The sequence below is a fragment of the Pseudomonas sp. F007 genome, from assembly GCF_057814275.1.
In genome coordinates, this window is the sequence record NZ_JBVATA010000007.1 from 1 (window position 1) to 17811 (window position 17811).

The following is a 17811-nucleotide window of genomic DNA, read 5'->3' on the forward strand; positions in this document are numbered from 1 at the left end:
AACTCAGCAGTGAAACGATGCATCGCCGATGGTAGTGTGGGGTTTCCCCATGTGAGAGTAGGTCATCGTCAAGATTAAATTCCGAAACCCCTATCTGCGTATGCAGGTAGGGGTTTTGTTTTTGCGCCCGGGAAATCCATCAGCCAATGACCCGGCGATTAAGTCAAAATCTCGTCCAGATAAATTCACGAATGTTCTTCCAGCCCTTCAAGAGAACGGCACTTGCGGCCGATAACCCGATAGACGGTTGTCTTTTGGGTTCATCTTTCTAATTGCCTGGAATCTTCGATGCTGGCGTACCACCAAAAAAGCTTTTTGATCGTCGATGATTTCTCGGATTTCCGCAGTTCTGTCCGATCAATGTTGCGTGAGCTGGGGGTCAAGGACGTCGACACCGCCGACACCGGCGAAGTCGCCCTGCGTATGTGCTCGCAGAAGCGCTATGACTTCATCCTCCAGGACTACCACCTGGGCGACGGCAAGAAGAATGGTCAGCAGGTACTCGAAGACCTGATGATTGAAAAACTGATCAGCCATGAAAGCGTATTTGTCATGGTCACCGCCGAGAGCAGCCAGGCCATGGTGCTCAGCGCCCTTGAACATGAGCCGGATGCCTACCTGACCAAGCCTTTCACACGCGCCGGCCTGGCTCAGCGCCTCGAGCGCCTGGAGCAGCGCAAGACCCTGCTCAAGCCGATCATGCAGGCATTGGATCGCGGCAAGCCGGTCGAGGTGCTGAACGCGTGCATTGCCCTGTGCAAGCAGGATCCACGCTACTCGCCGCTGTGCCTGCGCTATCGAGCCGATGCGCTGCGCGACATGAATCAGAATGAAGTGCTGGAGCGGCTTTACAACACGATACTGGCCGATCGCCCGTTGCCATGGGCCTACGTTGGATTGGGCCGCTTGCTGTTCAAGCGTGGCCAAATCGGGCAAGCCAAGGCTCTGTACGAAAAGGCCTTGAAAGTCTTTCCGATGATGCCCGGTCTGTACGACGGTCTGGCGGATGTGCTGGTTTCCCAGGGCGAGACCAAATCTGCCCAGCGTGTGCTTGAGGAAGCGGTGCGGCTTTCCCCCCTGGCGGTGCGTCGACAAGCGCTATTGGGCAAGCTGGCCATGACCAACGAGGACTTCGACGCTGCCGCTCGAGCCTATCGCCAGGCGGTCTCCCAGGGGGCACAGTCACGCTTCAAGGATCCCGAAAGCAACCTCGGGCTGGCCCACGCACTGATCAGCAAGGGCAGCGACAGAGGGCTGGATACCCGAGCCCGGCTGGAGATCAACCAAACCCTGAGTGCAGTCGCCAAGGACAACCCCGGTGACCCGGGTATACAGATTCGTGCACGGTTGATGAAAGCCACCAGTTTGCTGATCAACGACGCCGAGACCGCCGACAAGCTCACCGAGCAGGCAATGACTCGCCTCGATGGCATGGAAAAATTCATGAGCGCCGACGCGGCGTTGCTGGTGGCCAAGCAATTGAAGTTGCTTGGCCAGGCACAGGCCAGTGATTCGATGCTGAAGAACTGCGCGGAAATCTACGGTGATGACCCTGCGGTGATGCGCGGCATCGCCAAGCAGACCGACGACCCGGCGATTCTCAACTCAGGCACGGCCGCGGCAGACCTCAATCGCCAAGGCGTTCGCAGCTACAAGGCCGGTGCGCTGACCGAAGCCCGCGAGCTGTTCCGTGGTGCCCTGTTGCTGCAACCGAAGAACATCAGTATTGCCCTCAACATGGCGCAGTCGATCCTGCATGGCGCCACCGCCAGCCTTGATCCGGGACTGCTGGATGAATGCCGTCGCTGTCTGAAGATGGTTGGCTTGATGCCCGAGAGCGACGCACGTTACCCGCGATATCAGAAGTTGCAGAGCAAGGCGTTGGAACAATGAATGAAGCTGACCAGGGGCTGGATTTCTCCACGGTGATCGCCTCCACCGTACACGACATGAAGAACTCCCTGACGGTGCTCATGCAGGCCCACGGGCAGTGGCTTGCGCGCTTGCCCGACGCCCAGGCCCACACCGACGAGCAAGGCGTGATCGATTTCGAGTTTGCTCATCTCAACGGCATGCTGGTGCAGTTGTTGGGCCTCTATAAGCTGGGTGTCAACCAGTTGCCGATACGGCCCGATTACCATGAGCTGGATGACTTCATCGAGGCGCAGTTGGCGGCCCATCAGGAAGTGTTCAAGAGTCGCAACCTGCTGGTCACCTATGAGGTTGATCCGCTGAGCCCGCTGGGTTTCTTCGACCGCGAACTGATCAGTACGGTGCTGGCCAACGCAATCAACAATGCCATTCGCTACGCGCGGCAGTCGTTGCTGATTGGCGTTGGAGAGGAAACCGGGCAATTGGTACTCACGATCAATGACGATGGCGAGGGATACCCGGCGCAGATGATCGAGCGGCAGGCTGAATACGTCCAGGGTATCAACCCAAGCAGCGGCAGCACCGGATTGGGCTTGTACTTCGCTTCCCGCATCGCCCAATTGCATCAGCGCAATGGCGTGCATGGGCGTACCGAAATCAGCAACGGCGGTCCGTTGGGGGGTGGTTTGTTCAGTCTTTATCTGCCTTGATAACTGAGCTGACGGTAGTGCTTGAAATTCCGAACGGCTGAAGCCTATTTTGTACGGGACGCCGTTCGCGGCCCGCACATAACAAGGATAGAGTCATGACGACCGACGGCCAGGGATCACTCGCGCAGCGATTGACCGGTATCTACGAGATTGAATGTGTCACCCCTGACCTGAATGGTGTACCCCGCGGCAAGGTGATGACCGCTGAAGGCTTTCTCGAAGGGCGGCGCCTGCAGATGGCCCGCGGTGTGTTGTTGCAATGCATCATGGGCGGTTATCCGGCGGCACGCTTCTACGGCAGCGACGACGGTGACCTGGCACTGAACGCCGACCCCCGGCAGATCCACCGCCTGCCCTGGAGTGCCCAGCCGCGCGCGCTGGCCATATGCGATGCCGATGAGCTGAGCGGCGAGAGTTCTCGACTGTCCACCCGTGGTCAGCTCAAGGCGGTCATCGCGCGCTATGCGGCACTCGATCTGGCGCCGGTGGTAGCGACCGAAATGGAGTTCTTCGTTTTTGCCCCAAACACCGATCCGACCCAGCCCTTCCAGCCACCGCTTGGCCTGGACGGTCGGCGCGAGGACGGTAGTTCAGCGTTCAGTGTCAGCTCCAACAATGGCCTGCGCCCGTTCTTCAATGAAGTCTATGAATGCATGGCCGCCCTGGGGCTGCCGCGCGATACCTTCATGCACGAGATGGGTGTCAGTCAATTCGAAATCAACCTGCTGCACGGCGATCCCCTGCTGTTGGCCGACCAGACATTCCTGTTCAAGCACCTGCTCAAGGAAGTGGCGCTCAAACATGGCATCACCGTCGTGTGCATGGCCAAGCCACTGGCACACACCGCGGGCAGTTCGATGCACATTCACCAGAGCGTGGTCGAGACAGGTAGCGGGCGAAATGTGTTCAGTGACGAGGCGGGCGCGCCGACCGCGATGTTCCGCCACTTCATCGGTGGGCAACAGGCGGCTTTGGCCGAATTCACCGCGCTCTTCGCGCCGCACGTGAACTCCTACCAGCGGCTGTGCCATCCGTTCGCATCGCCCAACAATGCCTGCTGGTCCCACGACAACCGCGCCGCCGGGCTACGTATTCCCGCCAGCTCGCCTGTCGCGCGTCGAGTCGAGAACCGCTTGCCGGGTGCTGATGCCAACCCCTACCTGGCCATCGCTGCCAGCCTGGCGGCGGGGTTGCATGGCATTGAACATCAGCTGGAGCCCACCGCGCCGATCCAGGGCGAATTCAGCGTACCGGAAAGTTTGTCGCTACCTTGTACCCTGCATGCTGCACTCGAGCGTCTGAAACGTAGCCAATTGGCAAAGGAACTGTTCGGCACAGAGTTCATCGAAGGCTACATTGCTTCGAAGACCCTGGAGCTGACCAGCTTCCTTGACGAAATCACCCCTTGGGAACGCCGAATTTTGGCGGCCCAGGCCTAACCGAACCGTCACCGTCGGGCTATCGTTGAAGCTAGCCCGATCCTCAATTCAAGGAGCCGCTCGGAACGCCGATGCGCCAGATCTGGAAGTCTTTTCGAGCGCTTTACTTCGCCTCGCTGATGATGTTGATCGGCTCGGGCTTGCTCAGCACCTACCTGGCATTGCGCCTTGCCGCGGATCAGGTCGATGGCCTGTGGGTCGGTGCGTTGATGGCCGCCAACTATTTCGGCCTGGTCCTGGGCGGCAAAATCGGCCACCGGCTGATTGCCCGGGTAGGGCACATTCGTGCTTATTCAGCGTGTGCCGGGATTGTTGGAGCGGCGGTGCTCGGGCATGGATTGGTGGACTGGCTGCCGGCCTGGCTGATCCTGCGGATGGTGGTGGGCCTCGGCATGATGTGCCAGTACATGGTCATTGAAAGCTGGCTCAACGAGCAGGCCGATGCCAAGCAACGGGGCATGGTATTCAGTGGCTACATGATCGCCTCCTACCTGGGGCTGGTATTGGGCCAGCTGATTCTGGTCATGCACCCTTCATTGGGACTGGAGCTGCTGATGCTGGTGGCCCTGTGTTTCGCGCTGTGCCTGGTGCCCGTCACGCTCACCCGACGCATTCACCCGGCGCCCTTGCACCCGGCGCCGATGGAGCCGCGCTTCTTCATGAAGCGGGTGCCGCAGTCCCTCAGCACGGTGCTGGGTGCGGGGCTGATCGTCGGCTCGTTCTATGGTCTGGCGCCGCTCTACGCCTCGCAGCAGGGCTTGACCACCGAGCAGGTCGGTCTGTTCATGGGTAGCTGCATTTTCGCCGGGCTGGTGGTGCAGTGGCCATTGGGGTGGTTGTCGGACCGCTACGATCGGGCCTTGCTGATTCGCAGTTTTGCGATCTGCCTGGCGCTCGCGGCCTTGCCCTTGGCGATCATGCCCAAGGTGCCACTGGAAGTGCTGTTCATTGCCGGCTTTGTCTGTTCATTGGTGCAGTTTTGCCTGTATCCGCTGGCCGTGGCGTTTTCCAATGACCACGTCGAAAGCGACCGGCGTGTTTCGCTGACCGCCATGCTGCTGGTGACCTACGGGGTCGGGGCGAGCATCGGGCCCTTGGTGGCCGGTGTGCTGATGAAATTTTTCGGCAGCCAGATGCTCTATGGCTTTTTCAGCTTCTTCGCCCTGGTGCTGGTATGGCGCATTCGGCCGAAAGCGGTGACCAACCTGCATCAGGTCGACGACGCGCCGCTGCACCACGTGGCGATGCCAGACAGCATGTCCAGTTCACCCTTGGTGGCAGCGCTCGATCCGCGGGTTGACGAGCAGGTGGTACAGGACCAGATGCAAACCACCCCAAGTACCGAGCCGGAACCCGACTCCGAGCCTGAACCTGATGCGGCGGACAAGCCTGAAGAGCCTGGCGATGACACGCCGCCAGATGACCCGGACGGCGAGCATCCCCATACCTTCACCGGGGCCAGACCTTGAATTGAAGACAAAAAAAACGGCCAGTCACGGCCGTTTTTTTTGCCTGTCGATCAGAAGTCGTCTTTGTCGAAACGACGTGCCTCGCGCTGTAACTGATAGACGAAGCGTTCGACCTGGCGCTGCACCAGGCCGCTCATGTTATGAAAGCGCACGCCAGCAAAGGTGGTGTCGATCTTTTCTTCATGGTGCAGGTAACGCAGCTCGACCGGGGTTGTCATGCTGCCAAAGGGCAGGGCGGCGAGAAAGCGGTCGTAGACCTGGCCCAGTTGCAGTCCATGGGTGATGTCGCCGTCAAAGCGCAGCTTGCAGCCGGTGGCCGAGATGTCCAGCAGCTTGCCAGCCAGGGGCACCTTGAGCTTTTCGCCGGCCAGTTCGATGCTCACCAGTTGCGCCAGTTTCAAGGCCGCGCGAAAGGCGTTGCGGCGCTGGTGATAGACCACTTCGTCCGGCAGGGTGCCGCGATAGCAGCGCGTGCCGTTGGATTCGTCGATGGTCAGCGGGCCGTTGCTTTCCCAGGCGATACGTACGCCTTCGTGGAAACCTTCGATCCGGAAGGGCTCGCCTGCGAGCAGAAAGCGTTCGCCGTCGCGCGGGATCATTTCATCGAGTGCGATCGAATTGTTCTCACGGTCGACATCGACCACGTAGCTCTGGAAACGCTGGGTGCGCTCGTGGAACGTGATGATCAGAGGATCATGGCTCTCTAGCAGCATTCGCAGGTTGCCGGCGATTTCCAAAGGGGTGGTGAGCACCTTCGGTGGCTGCGGAGCATCTTCCGCGTTTAAGGCATTGGACACGGTTTATCACTCTCCGGACAGAATACGGTCACACGCAGGGGCTAGCATTCTGCCAGCATGTATCGCGCCTTGATAGAGCACGCTTGATGATGAAGTCAAACCTGGCTGAGCGAGCGCTTGACCAGCGTGGCGGTCGATCCGCGAGCGTCGTACAGGGGCGGCGACTCCCCGCCATTGAGGATGCGCAACTGGTTGGCGGTGCTCGCCTGCTGGACCTGGATCGAGCGGCCATTGCGCTCATTGGCGTCGCGGCAATCACTGAGCAATTGATTGAGTACATCGCTCTGGGACAGCAGTTGTTCGCCGATGCTGGAGTGCGTGGCAAGCTGTTCCAGGCCACTGCGATCGGTCGGCAAGCCTAGGCTGGCCAAAATTTCGCTGCGCCGGCGGCCGTGTTGTTCCAGTAAAACGATCAGGCCCTGTTTGCTCGCCAGGATATGTTCGAGCAATTGCATGTCGCGACCGTGCAATGCCAGGGACTCTTGCCCCAGTAGATCGAGCAATTGTTGAGCTGGCGCAAGGTCGTCGGTGATCAGTTGCAGTAGATTGGTATCGTGCATGGCTGGCCTTGGTTTTTAAGCGTCCAAAAGCCTGCGCAGGCCGGTGGCTAGCGCTGGGCTTCGAAGTTGAGCAGTTTGCTGGCTACGCGGTTGCTGTCGACTTTATAGCTGCCATCGGCAATTGCGGCTTTCAACTCGGCCACGCGGGCCTTGTCGACAGCGGGCTGATCGCGCAGCGTGTCGGAAATCTTCTGCAACTGCTGGGCCTCGTTGCTGAGGTGTACCGATTCCCCGCTTTTGCTGGCACTGGCCGTTTCGGCCTGGGACTGCAGCGGCGCGGCTTCAGCAGTGTCTTTACTGGCACTGGTGCGCGTGCTTCCGGTGAGCGTGGGGGAGCTGTTCAAACGGCTGAAATCGATGACCATGATGCTGAAAACCTCTGGGAATTTGGACGCTTGCCATGTTTTCGGCCCAATGCGAGAAAACTTTAGGGACATTTAAGGGGGGCAGCGTCGCCTGTTGCCCTGCGTGAGGCTCAGTTTAGGGAATGGGTCGATAACGCGCCAGTGATCTACATGGCGACTTCCACCTGGCCGGGGGCCGTGACCTGGGCCTTGATCACCCGTTGTGAATTCAGATTCTTCACCCGGATCTGTTCACTCATGCCGCCATTGGCCAGGGCCTCCCCCGGCATCCGCACGCTGAGGGTGCCGCTGCGGGCCGTAATCACCACCTGATCACCCTTGCGCACCACTTCGGCCTGCTCCAGATGAACCAGGGTAATCACCTGATCGTTGACCATTGGTCGGACAAGTTTTTGTCCGATCGCCTGCTCCACGTCTGTCAGGTAGCCCTGGTTGATCAGGCTGATATCGCGCTCGCGCAGCATCACGTCCCCAGGCTCGATAATCCCCGCGCGCTTGAGCGGCCGGGTGCTGGTCACGACCTCGCGAAACAGCCGCACTTGAGCGGGTACGAACACGGTCCAGGGCGAGACCCCATCACAGCGAACCTTCACCGTGACGCGGCCAATCGGCTTGGCCGGGCTCTCCAGCGTGGCTGTCAATTCCTTGTCGCACTGCGGCAGGCGCAGGCGCGGATCGAGCTGTTTGACTTCGATTTCGTAGCGGCCCTGGGTCTGGCTGGTGGCCAGATAGTCTTCGACGGTGAATTCAAGAAAGCCCTGAGTGACGCCGATAAGGAGATCAGGCAAGGTAACCGGATCAGCAACGGCAGGGCTGCCAGTAGCAAAAAGACCGGCCACCGCTGCCGCGCCGAGTAAACGGCGAGGGGCGCGGGTCAGGTGTCGAAAAAATGTCGTGTGCAGGTTCATAGCGGTTAAAAAGCAAGCGCCGTGCCGTTTAGTGATGAATGTGCGTCGCAACACACTTAGCGTTGGTGTAGGGGGCTGGGCATGGCTGGTGTAATGGATTCGGTAAACCAGCGCACGCAACTGGTAGGGCAGAATCGCCTGGAGCTGTTGTTGTTCCGTCTCGACGGTCAGCAGCTCTATGGCATCAATGTGTTCAAGGTTCGGGAAGTGCTGCAATGCCCGAAACTGACCTTGATGCCCAAATCCAATCCTGTCGTGTGCGGTGTGGCAAGTATTCGCGGGGCAACCATTCCGATTCTCGACCTGGCCATGGCCACGGGCTCGGGCGGGTTGCAGGATCAAAGCAATCCCTTCGTGATCATCACGGAGTACAACACCAAGACCCAGGGTTTCCTGGTGCGCTCGGTGGAGCGGATCGTCAACATGAACTGGGAAGAGATCCATCCGCCGCCCAAGGGCACCGGGCGCGATCACTACCTGACGGCGGTGACGCGGGTCGACAACCAGTTGGTGGAAATCATCGACGTCGAGAAGGTCCTGGCGGAAGTCGCTCCTACCCCTGAGGCCATTTCGGTCGGCGTGGTGGACGTCGAGACCCAGCACAAGGCCTTGTCGCTGCGGGTGCTGACGGTGGATGACTCCTCGGTGGCGCGCAAGCAGGTCTCGCGTTGCCTGCAGACAGTCGGGGTCGAGGTGGTGGCGCTGAACGACGGTCGGCAGGCGCTGGACTACCTGCGCAAGCTAGTCGACGAAGGCAAGAGGCCGGAGGAAGAGTTCCTGATGATGATTTCTGACATCGAGATGCCGGAAATGGACGGCTATACCCTGACGGCGGAGATCCGCAGCGACCCACGCATGCAAAAGCTGCACATCATCCTGCATACTTCGCTGTCAGGTGTATTCAATCAGGCGATGGTCAAGAAGGTCGGTGCCGATGACTTCCTGGCCAAGTTCCGTCCTGATGACCTGGCATCCCGGGTAGTCGACCGGATCAAAGCAGCAGATATCAGCTAAGTGGCTTCTGGCCCTGGCGATCAACACGATTTAAGAGGCGGTATCCTTGTCTACGGGTAATTTGGATTTTGAACAGTTCCGGGTCTTCCTGGAAAAAGCCTGTGGCATTTTGCTCGGTGAAAACAAACAGTATCTGGTCTCGAGCCGTCTCAACAAACTGATGGAACAGCAAGGCATCAAGTCGTTGGGCGAGTTGGTCCAGCGCATCCAGACCCAGCCTCGCGGCGGTTTGCGCGAGATGGTGGTGGACGCGATGACGACCAACGAAACCCTCTGGTTTCGCGATACCTATCCGTTTGAAGTGCTGAAGAACAAAGTACTGCCCGAGGCGATCAAGGCCAGCCCCGGGCAGCGTCTGCGCATCTGGTCGGCAGCCTGTTCGTCGGGGCAGGAGCCCTATTCGTTGTCGATGTCGATCGACGAGTTCGAGCGGGTCAACATGGGTCAGTTGCGCATGGGCGTGCAGATCGTTGCCACCGACCTGTCCGGGACCATGCTGACCAACTGCAAGTCCGGTGAGTACGACAGCCTGGCAATCGGTCGCGGCCTGTCGCCTGATCGCCTGCAACGCTACTTCGACCCGAAAGGGCCGGGGCGCTGGGCGGTCAAGGCACCGATCAAGAGTCGCGTGGAGTTCCGCTCGTTCAACCTGCTGGACAGCTACGCCAGCCTCGGCAAGTTCGATATCGTGTTCTGCCGCAACGTGCTGATCTACTTCTCTGCGGAAGTGAAGAAGGACATCCTGCTGCGCATCCACAGTACGCTCAAGCCAGGCGGCTATCTGTTTCTCGGTGCTTCGGAGGCGCTGAACGGTTTGCCGGATCACTACCAGATGGTCCAGTGCAGCCCGGGAATCATCTACCAGGCGAAGTAAAAAGACGGGAGCCCTCAGCGGCTCCCTTTTTTCTGTCCGCTGATTCAACCTCTCACAAGCGGCAGAAAAGCGGCGGGTGCCGGAAAGCGCTTGCCGCTTTTCTGGCATTGCCGCCTTGCCGCTACTTGCCGGGCCCCCTGTTTACGGGCTCCGGCGAGCTGGCACGGCGCTTGCTAAAGACCCGGATACGATAAATCTGGTCACCTGAAGGTTTGCGCCATGAGCATCAGCTTCGACAAAGCGCTCGGTATCCACGAGCAGGCCCTGAGCTTCCGCGCCCAGCGTGCCGAAGTCCTGGCCAACAACATTGCCAACGCCGACACCCCGAACTACAAGGCCCGGGACCTGGACTTTGCGTCTGTGCTGAAGGCGCAGGCGGAAAAGACCAGCAACGGCACCTTTGCCTTGAACATGACCAACAGCCGTCATATCGAAGCCCAGGGCCTGAGCAGTGGCGACGAGTCGTTGCTGTACCGCACGCCGATGCAGCCTTCGATCGACCAGAACACCGTCGACGCGCAGCTGGAACAGTCCAACTACGCGGAAAACTCGGTGAACTTCCAGGCCAGCTTCACGCTGCTCAACAGTAAATTCAAAGGGCTGATCTCGGCCCTGCGCGGAGAGTAATCCATGTCCCTGTCCAGCGTTTTCAACATTGCCGGCAGTGGCATGAGCGCCCAGACCACCCGCCTCAACACCGTGGCCAGTAACATCGCCAACGCCGAGACGGTGTCTTCGAGCATCGACCAGACCTACCGCGCGCGCCACCCGGTGTTCGCCACCATGTTCCAGGGCGGCCAGTCCGGTGGCAGCGATTCGCTGTTCCAGAATCAGGACGCGGCGGGGCAGGGTGTGCAAGTGCTCGGCGTGGTCGAAGACCAGAGCAACCTCGAAGCGCGCTACGAACCCAACCATCCGGCTGCCGACGCCAAGGGCTATGTCTACTACCCCAACGTCAACGTGGTCGAGGAAATGGCCGACATGATTTCCGCCAGTCGTTCGTTCCAGACCAACGCGGAAATGATGAACACCGCCAAAACCATGATGCAGAAGGTCCTGACCCTCGGTCAGTGATAAGGGGCAACTCCGATGAGTGTTACTGATACCACCAGCGGCCTGAGCCTCAAGGACATTCTTGCGAATTCCTCAAAGACCGTCACCAATACCAGCAGTGATGGCCTGGCGGCAGCTACCAAGAGCACGACCGGCAAGAACGAGCTGGGCAAAGATGCCTTCCTGCAGTTGCTGGTGACCCAACTGAAGAACCAGAACCCGCTCGATCCGCAGGACAACAGCGCATTCGTTGCGCAGTTGGCGCAGTTCAGCAGCCTGGAAGGCATCACCACGTTGAACACTTCGGTGAACAACATTTCCGGTTCGTTCAAGTCCTCGCAAGCCTTGCAGGCCTCGTCCCTGGTTGGACGCTCGGTGATCGTGCAGACCAGTTCGGCCTACGTCGATACCACCAAGAGCATGACCGGTTCGGTGGTGGTCCCGACCTCGGTGGCCGGTGCGACCGTGACCGTCAGCGACAAGGACGGCAAGACCGTGAAAACCATCGACCTGGGCAGCCAGGCCCAAGGCAGTGCGAGCTTTGTCTGGGATGGCACCAATACCGCAGGCGAGAAACTCGACCCGGGCACCTACACCTTCAAGGCCAGTGCGCAGATCGATGACAAGGCGACCGACCTGATCACCTACCTGCCGGCGACCGTCAACAGCGTGACCCTGAGCCAGACAGGCGGGGAGATGATGCTCAACCTCGCCAACATGGGCTCCATCGCCCTGTCCAAAGTACAAACCATTGGTCTATAGAGCCGGCTAGCGCGGCACAACGGAGTGGAACATGTCTTTCAATATCGGCCTTAGCGGCCTCTATGCGGCCAACAAACAACTCGACGTTACCGGCAACAACATCGCCAACGTCGCCACCACCGGCTTCAAATCTTCCCGTGTGGAATTCGAAGACGTCTACTCGGCGACCAAGTTGGGGACCGGCAACAAGACCATCGGCAGCGGCGTGAGCCTGGCCAACGTATCCCAGCAATTTCGTCAGGGCGACGTGACCAACACCGGCAACGTGCTGGACATGGCCATCCAGGGCTCGGGTTTCTTCGTGCTCAACGACAGCGGCTCGCTGACCTACACCCGCGCCGGTACGTTCAACGTCGACAAGGACGGCTTCATCACCAACAGCAGCGGTACTGCGCGCCTGCAAGGCTATGCGGTGGATGCCAACGGTAAGATCCTCAAGGACGTGATCGGCGACCTGAAAATCGACCAGTCGAACCTCGAGCCGAAAACCACCGGCAACATTTCCTCGAGCATCAACTTGAACTCCGGCAAGCCGAACATCGACCCGGCGGTCACTCCGTTCGATCCGAGCAAGATCGATACCTACACCGACATGTTCACCACCCCGGTCTACGACAGCCAGGGCAACCAGCACAACATGGACCAGTACGTGGTCAAGACCGGTGCCAACACCTGGCAGACCTACACCCTGGTGGATGGTCGTAACCCAGATGGCCAGGCCTTCGTACCGGCCGGCGTGAACCCGGTGACCGCGAGTAACCAGGCCGCCATGACCATGAACTTCGGTTCCGACGGCAAGCTGCTGAACATCACCGCACCAGCCACTGGCACCCCGTACACCGTCAGCGGCAATTCGATTGTCATGGGCGCGGGCGTCTGGACCCCAGGTACGGTCAAGGATGGCGTGTGGACCGCTAACGGTGCGGTGGGCAACGCGACCGGCATCAGCAACAACCTGGCCAGCACCACCCAGTACAACTCGGCAACCATCCGCAACCTGCCGACCCAGGACGGCTATGCCACCGGCCAGATCACCAACCTGACCATCGACGGCACCGGCACCCTGTTCGCCAACTTCAGCAACAGCAAGTCCAAGGCGATCGGCCAGGTGACCCTGGCCAGCTTCAACAACGAGCAAGGTTTGCAGGCGGTGGGCGGCACCAGTTGGAAAGAGACCTACACCTCCGGCTTCGCGGCCTACGACGTGGGCCAGACCGGTACCCTGGGTTCAGTGGTGTCGAACTCGCTGGAAGATTCCAACGTCAACCTGACCAGTGAACTGGTGGACCTGATCAAGGGCCAGAGCAACTACCAGGCAAACGCCAAGACCATCTCGACGCAAAGCACCATCATGCAGACCATCATTCAGATGGCGTAATTGTGTTGCGCTGACGCGGTGGGGGTGTAGGAGCCGGCTTGCTGGCGAAGGACGTCAACGATGACGCGTGCTATCTGGATGTACGCGGCGCTCTGAGATTTTCGCTGGCAAGACAGCTCCTACAGGGATTTGTGCGGCATCAAATCTTGTGTTCGCCGCAATACCCTGTAGGAGCGAGCCCTGCTCGCGATGAGGCCATCAGCCACACCGCGTCAATTTCATCGCCAGCAGGCTGGCTCCTACAGTGGGTTCATTCTGCAGACGTGCACTTCACCCCATCATGTCCTTGATCATCCGCTCCTGCTCCATCAACTCGCGCTGACGGGCGTCGATGCGTGACGACAGCGGGAAGTTGCCGCTTGCTCGGCGTTTGGCGAAGTCCAGTTGCTGGATGGCCTGGCGGTAGTCGCCCACCAGGGCGAAATACTCGGCACGGGCCTGATGCAGGCCGATGATGTTGCCGGCCTGGCCGCGGGTCTCGGCGACCTGGTACCACACGTCCGGATCGTCCGGGCGGCTCTTGAGCAGGGATTCCAGGGCTTTTTCCGCGTCGGCGGGGCGATTCTGCTTGAGCATAAGATCGACGCGGGCCTGGTTCAGCGGGTAGTTGCCGGGGTACTGCGCAATCATCCGCTCAACCCGGCTCTGGGCATCGGCCAGGCGATTGCTGTCCATGTCCAGCTCGATCTGTGCCAGGTTGTAGATGACTTCGTTGGGCGCCTTGGCCAGCAGTGGCTTGAGGGTCTCGCGTGCATCGTTGAACTGGCTGCCCTTGATCTGGGCGATCGCCAAGCCATACCGCGCCACATCATTTTTCGGATTGTCGTCCAGCTGCGCACGAAAGCGCTTGGCCGCCAGCCCCGAAGTTTCTTCGTAGTACAACTGCACGCGGGCGCGAATCAGTTGGTAGGTCTGGGTGTCTTCCTTGCCGCCTACCGGCGCCTGTTCGGCGCGGTTGCGGGTGTCGGCGATCCGCGATTCGGTGACCGGGTGAGTCAGGAGGAATTCCGGCGGCTTGGCGTCGAAGCGATACTGACGCGACAGGCGCTCGAACATGCTCGGCATCGAGCGCGGGTCGTAGCCGGCTTTCTCCAGATTGAGAATGCCGATACGGTCAGCCTCCTGCTCGTTCTGCCGGGAGAAGCGGCGCTGTTCCTGGATCGCGGCGGCCTGGCTGCCGGCAATCGCGGCGATACCGGCGTCACCGCCACCGGCGGCGGCGACGATGATCCCGGCGAGCAGCGCGGCCATCATCGGCACCTGCATGCGTTGCTGGGCTTCGACGCCTCGGGCGAAGTGGCGTTGCGACAAGTGCGCCAATTCGTGGGCCAGCACCGAAGCATATTCGCCTTCGGTCTGGGCATTGAGAAACAGCCCGCCGTTGACCCCGACAATCCCGCCAGGTGCGGCGAAGGCGTTGAGTTGCGGGCTGTTGATCAGGATGAACTCAAGGCGTCGGTCGTTGAGCTGGCTAGTCTCCACCAGGCGATAGACACTGGTTTCGACGTAGTTTTTCAGCTGTGGGTCATTGAGTTGCGACACCTGGCTGCGCAGCATGGCCAGCCAGGCCCGGCCCAGGTCGTGCTCTTGCTGAGGGGAGACAATGGCAGAACTGGCGTCGCCGAGTGACGGCAGGTCGTCGGCGAAGCCCGGTGAGGCAAGCAGGCAAGCCAGCGTCAGCAGGGTAGGGCGCAGAAAAGTCATGCACGAAGCCTTAGTCGACAAAGAGCTTACTGTAGCCGGACACTTGGCCTGGGACCAGATATTCTAGGCGGCTCAATCACCTGAACGGAGTGACGCAATGACCGACGCTGTAGCCCATGATGCCGAACTGGATGCCAGCGGGCTCAATTGTCCGTTGCCACTGCTCAAGGCCAAGATGGCCCTCAACGCCCTGGCCAGCGGCGCGGTGCTCAAGGTGATTGCCACCGATGCCGGCTCACAGCGCGACTTTCGCACCTTTGCCCGCCTGGCCGGTCATACCCTGCTGCGCGAAGAAGATGATGCTGGCGTCTACCGCTACTGGCTGAAAAAAGCCTGACTGACGACCCCTCCGATTAAGGAAGATTGATGTTTAAAGTGCTACGCGACTGGATTCAGCGCTACTTCTCCGACGAAGAAGCGGTGGTGCTGGCCGTACTCCTGGTTCTGGCGTTCACCGCCGTACTCACCCTGGGCGGCATGCTTGCACCGGTCCTGGCGGGGATGGTCCTGGCGTACCTGATGCAGGGGCTGGTGAGCACCCTGGAACGCCTGCGCCTGCCGGGCGGTCTTGCGGTGGGCCTGGTCTTCGCCCTGTTCATGGGGCTGTTACTGCTGTTCATCGTGGTCGTGGTGCCGCTGCTCTGGCATCAGCTCATCGCCTTGTTCAACGAATTGCCGGGCATGCTCGCCAAATGGCAATCGCTGCTGTTGCTGCTGCCCGAGCGCTATCCGCACCTGGTCTCCGACGAGCAGGTACTGCGGGCGATCGAAGTGGCGCGTGCGGAAATCGGAAAATTCGTGCAGTGGGCGCTGACGTTTTCGCTGTCCAGCCTGCCGTTGCTGGTCAACATCATGATCTACCTGGTGCTGGTGCCGATCCTGGTGTTCTTCTTCCTCAAGGACCGGGCCATGATCGGCCAGTGGGTGCGCGGCTACCTGCCTCGGGAGCGCGCGTTGATCACCCGGGTCGGCCAGGAAATGAACCGGCAGATCGCCAACTACATTCGCGGCAAGGTCATGGAAATGGCGATCTGCGGCGGGGTGACCTACATCGGCTTCATCGCGATGGGGCTCAACTATTCCGCGCTGCTGGCGTTGTTGGTGGGGGTGTCGGTGGTGGTGCCCTATGTCGGCGCTGTGGTGGTGACGGTGCCGGTGGCGCTGATCGCCTTGTTCCAGTGGGGCTGGAGCGACCAGTTCATCTACCTGATGGCGGTCTACGGGATTATCCAGACCCTGGATGGCAACGTGCTGGTGCCGCTGCTGTTCTCGGAGGCAGTGAACCTGCACCCGGTGGCAATCATCTGTGCGGTGCTGCTGTTCGGCGGATTGTGGGGATTCTGGGGGGTGTTCTTCGCGATTCCGCTGGCGACCCTGTTCAAGGCCGTTCTGGATGCCTGGCCGCGCAAGGAGCCTGAGGTGGCGCCGTTGTTGTAGTGTGAGTATTTAGGCCCCCATCGCGAGCAGGCTCGCTCCTACAGACGATACGCGATCCCCTGTAGGAGCGAGCCTGCTCGCGATGGCGTCAAATCAGACGATGCAACTCAGCCCTGATTCAACGCCTGAGCCGCCGCCAACACCGCATCAACGTGCCCCGGCACCTTCACCCCACGCCATTCCTGACGCAGCACGCCATTCTTGTCGATCAGGAAGGTGCTGCGATCAACGCCCATGTATTCCTTGCCATACAGCTTCTTCAGCTTGATCACATCGAACAGCTGGCAAAGGGCTTCGTCCTTGTCGCTGATCAGCTCGAAGGGGAATTCCTGCTTGCACTTGAAGTTCTCGTGGGACTTCAGGCTGTCGCGCGAGACGCCGAACACTTCGGTGTTGGCAGCCGTGAACTGCGGGTACAGGTCGCGAAAACCCTGGCCCTCGGTGGTGCAGCCCGGCGTGCTGTCCTTGGGGTAGAAGTAGATCACTACCTGCTTGCCCTTGAGGGCTGCGAGGTTCACGGTCTGGCCGCTGGTGGCGGGGGCCGTGAAGTCGGCAACTACTTGGTCGATGGCTACGGCCATGGCAAGCCTCCTTACATTGGGTTCTGTGGACGCCACGGCTCGATCAGCGCATCGAGGTTCAGCGCGTCGGCGAAATCGAGGAACTGGTCACGCAGCCAGCTGATCTGCACGCCGGCTGGCAAGGTCACGGTAAACGTGGCGTTGAGCATGGTGCCGCCGGTCTGAGGCGCCTGGTAGGTGTCGCAGGTCAGGTTTTCCAGCTCGACGTTGTGATCCGTGAAGAACTGGCACAGTTCATTGATGATGTCGGAGCGATAGGCGGCGCTGACATAGGCGACGTAGGGCAGGGCTTGCGGGCGGTTTTCCAGGGCCGCACTGCGCACCACATTGACGGTGAACGCATGCTTCTTGGCCAGGCTCGGCAGACCGGTCTCCAGGCGCGCCAGGGCGTCCCAGGAGCCGGAGATCTCGAGGACCAGCGCGCTGCACGTGCCATGGCGCGTCAGGCGGGAGGTGACCACGGCGCAGCGGTTTTCATGGCTGGCGCGGCACAGGACGTTAGTCAGCTCCATGGGGTTGGCGCCGAGGGCACTGATGACAAGGAATTGTTCGCGAACTGTGGGGGTGGACATGCAGCATTCCTAAAGCGATGAGCGGTCGGTACCTGGACAGGCTTGCACGTCGGTCAGGCGTCCGGATGCGAAATCTACAAGGTCCGGACCAAAGGGTTGCTTCGAGCTTGCGCAAGGCAGGTTCGGCGGCGTGGCAACGCAGGAACGGGGCTTGTGAGGCCGAAAATGGAGGCGTGAACCCGGCGCGCGAGGCGGTCGGTACGGATCAAAGTCTGAAGGGTAGCGAAAAGCGGCGCCAAGGGGAATGGCATGAGCGCAGTACTTCGCTTGTGCAAGCATCTTGGCGCCAGTACCATTACCGCTCTCTTTTTCCGGC

19 protein-coding genes and 1 rRNA gene are annotated in these 17811 nt (G+C 60.2%); 13 read left to right on the forward strand and 7 right to left on the reverse strand.

Annotated features, from left to right (window positions below):
* The 5 genes from rrf to ACZYR5_RS17820 all read left to right on the forward strand — a co-directional run.
* A 5S ribosomal RNA gene (rrf, locus tag ACZYR5_RS17800) occupies positions 1 to 74 on the forward strand; the annotation flags it as partial.
* A 214-nt stretch (positions 75 to 288) separates the two neighbouring features.
* Positions 289 to 1893, forward strand: a complete 1605-nt coding sequence (locus tag ACZYR5_RS17805) for a response regulator (RefSeq protein WP_489090818.1) — start codon at positions 289 to 291, stop codon at positions 1891 to 1893.
* Positions 1890 to 2582 carry a sensor histidine kinase gene (locus ACZYR5_RS17810; RefSeq protein ID WP_489090819.1) on the forward strand — a complete coding sequence of 231 codons (693 nt, stop codon included), beginning with the start codon at positions 1890 to 1892 and terminating at the stop codon, positions 2580 to 2582. Before ACZYR5_RS17805 ends, ACZYR5_RS17810 begins: the two co-directional genes overlap by 4 nt.
* A 197-nt stretch (positions 2583 to 2779) precedes the next feature.
* Entirely contained in the window at positions 2780 to 4021 is a 1242-nt protein-coding gene (locus ACZYR5_RS17815) for a glutamine synthetase family protein (RefSeq protein WP_489091218.1), read from the forward strand.
* Positions 4022 to 4092: 71 nt separating this feature from the next.
* A complete protein-coding gene (locus tag ACZYR5_RS17820; protein ID WP_489090820.1) occupies positions 4093 to 5490 on the forward strand; it encodes an MFS transporter in 1398 nt (465 codons plus the stop codon).
* A 50-nt stretch (positions 5491 to 5540) separates the two neighbouring features.
* Here ACZYR5_RS17820 and ACZYR5_RS17825 read toward each other — a convergent pair whose 3' ends face one another.
* The 4 genes from ACZYR5_RS17825 to flgA all read right to left on the reverse strand — a co-directional run bounded on the left by ACZYR5_RS17825 (position 5541) and on the right by flgA (position 8120).
* Positions 5541 to 6287: a flagellar brake protein gene (locus tag ACZYR5_RS17825; protein ID WP_489090821.1), complete on the reverse strand. Its 747-nt coding sequence runs from the start codon at positions 6285 to 6287 to the stop codon at positions 5541 to 5543.
* Positions 6288 to 6382: 95 nt separating this feature from the next.
* Complete coding sequence (locus ACZYR5_RS17830; protein ID WP_489090822.1) at positions 6383 to 6847, reverse strand: flagella synthesis protein FlgN; 465 nt, start codon at positions 6845 to 6847, stop codon at positions 6383 to 6385.
* A 47-nt stretch (positions 6848 to 6894) separates the two neighbouring features.
* Positions 6895 to 7212: a flagellar biosynthesis anti-sigma factor FlgM gene (gene flgM, locus ACZYR5_RS17835; RefSeq protein WP_489090823.1), complete on the reverse strand. Its 318-nt coding sequence runs from the start codon at positions 7210 to 7212 to the stop codon at positions 6895 to 6897.
* A gap of 146 nt (positions 7213 to 7358) precedes the next feature.
* Positions 7359 to 8120, reverse strand: a complete 762-nt coding sequence (flgA, locus tag ACZYR5_RS17840) for a flagellar basal body P-ring formation chaperone FlgA (protein ID WP_489090824.1) — start codon at positions 8118 to 8120, stop codon at positions 7359 to 7361.
* 81 nt (positions 8121 to 8201) lie between these two features.
* On the opposite strand from flgA, the gene ACZYR5_RS17845 reads away from it, so the two are divergent.
* The 6 genes from ACZYR5_RS17845 to flgE all read left to right on the forward strand — a co-directional run bounded on the left by ACZYR5_RS17845 (position 8202) and on the right by flgE (position 13201).
* Positions 8202 to 9134: a chemotaxis protein CheV gene (locus ACZYR5_RS17845; protein WP_489090825.1), complete on the forward strand. Its 933-nt coding sequence runs from the start codon at positions 8202 to 8204 to the stop codon at positions 9132 to 9134.
* A gap of 46 nt (positions 9135 to 9180) precedes the next feature.
* Positions 9181 to 10008 carry a protein-glutamate O-methyltransferase CheR gene (gene cheR / locus ACZYR5_RS17850; RefSeq protein WP_489090826.1) on the forward strand — a complete coding sequence of 276 codons (828 nt, stop codon included), beginning with the start codon at positions 9181 to 9183 and terminating at the stop codon, positions 10006 to 10008.
* A gap of 219 nt (positions 10009 to 10227) precedes the next feature.
* Entirely contained in the window at positions 10228 to 10635 is a 408-nt protein-coding gene (flgB, locus tag ACZYR5_RS17855) for a flagellar basal body rod protein FlgB (RefSeq protein WP_489090827.1), read from the forward strand.
* Between the two features lie 3 nt (positions 10636 to 10638).
* Positions 10639 to 11082, forward strand: a complete 444-nt coding sequence (gene flgC / locus ACZYR5_RS17860; RefSeq protein ID WP_007937507.1) for a flagellar basal body rod protein FlgC — start codon at positions 10639 to 10641, stop codon at positions 11080 to 11082.
* Positions 11083 to 11097: 15 nt separating this feature from the next.
* Positions 11098 to 11823: a flagellar hook assembly protein FlgD gene (gene flgD / locus ACZYR5_RS17865; RefSeq protein ID WP_489090828.1), complete on the forward strand. Its 726-nt coding sequence runs from the start codon at positions 11098 to 11100 to the stop codon at positions 11821 to 11823.
* A 31-nt stretch (positions 11824 to 11854) separates the two neighbouring features.
* Positions 11855 to 13201: a flagellar hook protein FlgE gene (flgE, locus tag ACZYR5_RS17870; protein WP_489090829.1), complete on the forward strand. Its 1347-nt coding sequence runs from the start codon at positions 11855 to 11857 to the stop codon at positions 13199 to 13201.
* A 270-nt stretch (positions 13202 to 13471) separates the two neighbouring features.
* Here flgE and ACZYR5_RS17875 read toward each other — a convergent pair whose 3' ends face one another.
* Positions 13472 to 14905 carry a M48 family metalloprotease gene (locus ACZYR5_RS17875; protein ID WP_489090830.1) on the reverse strand — a complete coding sequence of 478 codons (1434 nt, stop codon included), beginning with the start codon at positions 14903 to 14905 and terminating at the stop codon, positions 13472 to 13474.
* A 97-nt stretch (positions 14906 to 15002) separates the two neighbouring features.
* Between ACZYR5_RS17875 and ACZYR5_RS17880 the strand changes: the two genes are divergently transcribed.
* Positions 15003 to 15242 (forward strand): sulfurtransferase TusA family protein, encoded by a 240-nt coding sequence (locus ACZYR5_RS17880; protein ID WP_489090831.1) that lies wholly within the window; start codon positions 15003 to 15005, stop codon positions 15240 to 15242.
* A 29-nt stretch (positions 15243 to 15271) separates the two neighbouring features.
* On the forward strand, positions 15272 to 16342 hold the full coding sequence (locus tag ACZYR5_RS17885; RefSeq protein ID WP_489090832.1) for an AI-2E family transporter: 1071 nt from the start codon (positions 15272 to 15274) through the stop codon (positions 16340 to 16342).
* 107 nt (positions 16343 to 16449) lie between these two features.
* Here the strand turns inward: ACZYR5_RS17885 and ACZYR5_RS17890 are convergent, their stop codons facing one another.
* Both ACZYR5_RS17890 and ACZYR5_RS17895 read right to left on the reverse strand, forming a co-directional pair.
* Positions 16450 to 16923 carry a peroxiredoxin gene (locus ACZYR5_RS17890; RefSeq protein WP_489090833.1) on the reverse strand — a complete coding sequence of 158 codons (474 nt, stop codon included), beginning with the start codon at positions 16921 to 16923 and terminating at the stop codon, positions 16450 to 16452.
* An 11-nt stretch (positions 16924 to 16934) separates the two neighbouring features.
* Positions 16935 to 17495, reverse strand: coding sequence for a glycine cleavage system transcriptional repressor (locus tag ACZYR5_RS17895; RefSeq protein ID WP_489090834.1), 561 nt, complete (start codon positions 17493 to 17495; stop codon positions 16935 to 16937).
* Positions 17496 to 17811 lie beyond the last annotated feature (316 nt).